The following is a 3468-nucleotide window of genomic DNA, read 5'->3' as shown; positions in this document are numbered from 1 at the left end:
AAAATTAATAGTATTGGATTCATAATAATTTGCTGAGACTTATAAGTAAGTAAAAACAACCATGCAAGAAAAATAATCAAACCAACTATTTTCCCAATTGACTCATAATCAACTCCCATAAAAGAAACTATATATGGAAAACTATAATTAATCAGCTCTGTTGGAATTGGTTTGGCTTCTCTAATTTTAATTTGATATACATACTTGACTTTTTTAAATATAGAAAAAGTCAATATAAGGCATCCCCCTGTAATCATGAATATTAGCAGAGAAGTCCAAGGATTGTGAAATTCAGGTAAATGACATTTATCTAAATTAATGCATATATTCGAGTCCCAAGAAGATATTTTAATGTCTTGAATTGCTAAAATAATTGCTAAAGGAAAATAGGAACCTAGAAAAACTAGTAATGCCGGTATTAGTTTAAACTGCATTATCTTCTCCTTTATTTCTTATTAACTATAGAGATACCCAATGACGAATTGAATGTGATTTTTTGATATTCTATGTTTTAACTATAAGCTATTTTTCAAATACTTCCCAGTATAACTTCCCTTAACCTTAGCAACAATCTCAGGGCTGCCTTCCGCAATAATCCTCCCCCCGCCATCGCCGCCTTCAGGCCCTAAATCCACAATCCAATCCGCGGTTTTAATCACGTCCAAATTGTGCTCGATAATCACAATCGAGTTGCCTTTGCCTTTCAGACGACCTATGACTTCCAGCAGCAGGGCGATGTCGGCGAAGTGCAGGCCGGTGGTGGGTTCGTCGAGGATATAGAGCGTTCTGCCGGTGTCGCGTTTGGAGAGTTCCAAGGCGAGTTTGACGCGCTGGGCTTCGCCGCCGGAGAGGGTGGTGGCGGACTGGCCGAGGCGGATGTAGCCGAGGCCTACGTCCATCAGGGTTTGCAGTTTGCGCGATACGGTGGGGACGGCATCGAAAAATTCGCGGGCTTCTTCGACGGTCATGTCGAGGACTTGGCTGATGTTTTTGCCTTTGTATTGGATTTCGAGGGTTTCGCGGTTGTAGCGTTTGCCATGGCAGACTTCGCAGGGGACATACACGTCGGGCAGGAAGTGCATTTCGACTTTGATCACGCCGTCGCCTTGGCAGGCTTCGCAGCGACCGCCTTTGACGTTGAAGGAGAATCTGCCGACGTTGTAGCCGCGTTCGCGCGAGAGGGGTACGCCGGTGAAGAGTTCACGGATGGGGGTGAACAGGCCGGTGTAGGTGGCGGGGTTGGAGCGCGGGGTGCGGCCGATGGGGGATTGGTCGACGTTGATGACTTTGTCGAGGTGTTCGAGGCCCTGAATATCGTCGTATGGGGCGGGTTCTTCTTGGGCGCGGTTGAGTTCGCGGGCGGTGATTTTGGCGAGAGTGTCGTTAATCAGGGTGGATTTGCCGCTGCCGGATACGCCGGTGATGCAGGTAATCAACCCGAGCGGCAGTTCGAGGGTAACGTTTTTGAGGTTGTTACCGTGCGCGCCTTTGAGGACGAGCATTCGGTCGGGATTGACGGGCGTGCGTTCAGACGGCACAGCAATGGATTTTTTACCGCTGAGGTATTGTCCGGTAATGGATTGCTCGCATTTGGCGACGTTTTCGGGCGTGTCGGCAATCAGTACGTTGCCGCCGTGTTCGCCTGCGCCGGGGCCCATATCGACGACGAAATCGGCTTCGCGGATGGCGTCTTCGTCGTGTTCGACCACAATCACGCTGTTGCCCAAATCGCGCAGGCGTTTGAGGGTGGCGAGCAGGCGGTCGTTGTCGCGCTGGTGCAGACCGATAGAGGGTTCGTCCAATACGTACATCACGCCGGTCAGGCCGCTGCCGATTTGGCTGGCGAGGCGGATGCGCTGGGCTTCGCCGCCGGAAAGGGTTTCGGCGGAGCGGCTCAAGTTCAGGTAATCCAGCCCGACGTTAATCAGGAAGCCAAGGCGTTCGGTGATTTCTTCGAGGATTTTTTCGGCGATTTGTTTTTTGTTGCCGTCCAAATCCAGCGTTTCAAAAAATTGGTGGGTTTTGGTCAGCGGCCAGGCGGAGACTTCGTGCAATGGTTCGCCGCTGACGTAAACGTAGCGCGCTTCTTTGCGCAAACGTGCGCCGCCGCAGCTTGGGCAGGCACGGTGGTTTTGGTATTCGCGTAGTTTTTCGCGCACGGTTTCGCTGTCGGTTTCTCGGTAGCGGCGTTCGAGATTGGGGATGATGCCTTCGAAGGCGTGGCTGCGGTTGAAGGTGGTGCCGCGTTCGGACAGGTAAGTAAAATCAATGACTTCTTTGCCCGAGCCGTGCAAGACAACTTTTCTGACTTTTTCAGGCAGTGTTTCCCAAGCAGCCTGCACATCGAAACCATAATGCCGCGCCAGCGACTGAATCATTTGGAAATAGAACTGGTTGCGCTTGTCCCAGCCGTCAATCGCGCCTGCGGCTAAGGATAATTCGGGATGCGCGACCACTTTTTCAGGATCAAAGAAGTTGGTATTGCCCAAGCCGTCGCAAGTTGGGCAGGAGCCCATCGGGTTGTTGAAGGAAAACAGGCGCGGCTCTAATTCGGGCAGACTGTACGAACATACGGGGCAGGCAAAACGCGCGGAGAACCAATGCTCTTCGCCGCTGTCCATTTCCATCGCCAACGCGCGCTCGTTGCCGTGGCGTAGCGCGGTTTCAAAACTTTCTGCCAGCCGCTGCTTGATGTCCGCCTTCACTTTCACGCGGTCGATGACGACGTCGATGTTGTGTTTAATGTTTTTTTCCAGCTTCGGTACTTCGTCAAGCTGATAGACCTCGCCGTCCACGCGTACACGCGCAAAGCCTTGCGCCTGCAAGTCGGCAAAGAAATCGACAAACTCGCCCTTACGCTCACGCACCGCCGGCGCCAGAATCATCACGCGCGTGTCTTCCGGCAGCTTCAAGACGGCATCGACCATCTGAGATACGGTTTGGCTCGACAGCGGCAGCTTGTGTTCGGGGCAGTAGGGTGTGCCGACGCGTGCGTACAAAAGGCGCAAATAGTCGTGAATTTCCGTTACCGTGCCGACGGTGGAACGCGGGTTGTGGCTGGTGGATTTCTGCTCGATGGAAATTGCAGGCGACAAGCCTTCAATCAAATCGACATCGGGTTTGTCCATCATCTGTAAGAACTGACGGGCATAGGCGGAAAGGCTCTCAACATAACGGCGTTGGCCTTCGGCATATAAAGTATCAAACGCCAGCGACGATTTGCCGCTGCCTGACAATCCTGTTACCACCACGAGTTTGTGGCGCGGAATGTCCAAATCGACATTTTTTAAATTATGTGTACGCGCGCCGCGGATGCGGATGGTGTCATTATCGTGTGAATATTTGGGATGATGGTTGCACATATTGTCAGGCCGTCTGAAAAATAAAATAAACGGCTATTGTAGCACTTTTCAAATGACAGACTGGATAGATAAAGCATTTGATATAAAAGAAACAAAGAGGCCGTCT

Annotated in this window: 2 protein-coding genes; both read right to left on the bottom strand. The window is 51.3% G+C overall.

Annotation, left to right across the window (positions count from 1 at the left end; all coding sequences use genetic code 11):
• A partial coding sequence (locus ACTHUE_RS13320) for a hypothetical protein (RefSeq protein ID WP_440423694.1) occupies positions 1-434 on the bottom strand: 434 nt, incomplete at its 3' end.
• Positions 435-515: 81 nt separating this feature from the next.
• Entirely contained in the window at positions 516-3362 is a 2847-nt protein-coding gene (gene uvrA, locus ACTHUE_RS13315; RefSeq protein WP_440423692.1) for an excinuclease ABC subunit UvrA, read from the bottom strand.
• Between the last annotated feature and the right edge of the window lie 106 nt (positions 3363-3468).

Source organism: Neisseria sp. P0021.S005 (genome assembly GCF_051956955.1).
This window is presented reverse-complemented; position numbering and strand designations above follow the sequence as displayed.

Coding starts and splice junctions, on each gene's coding strand:
- uvrA (WP_440423692.1), bottom strand. CDS start 3,362: ATGTGCAACCATCATCCCAAATATTCACACGATAATGACACCATCCGC.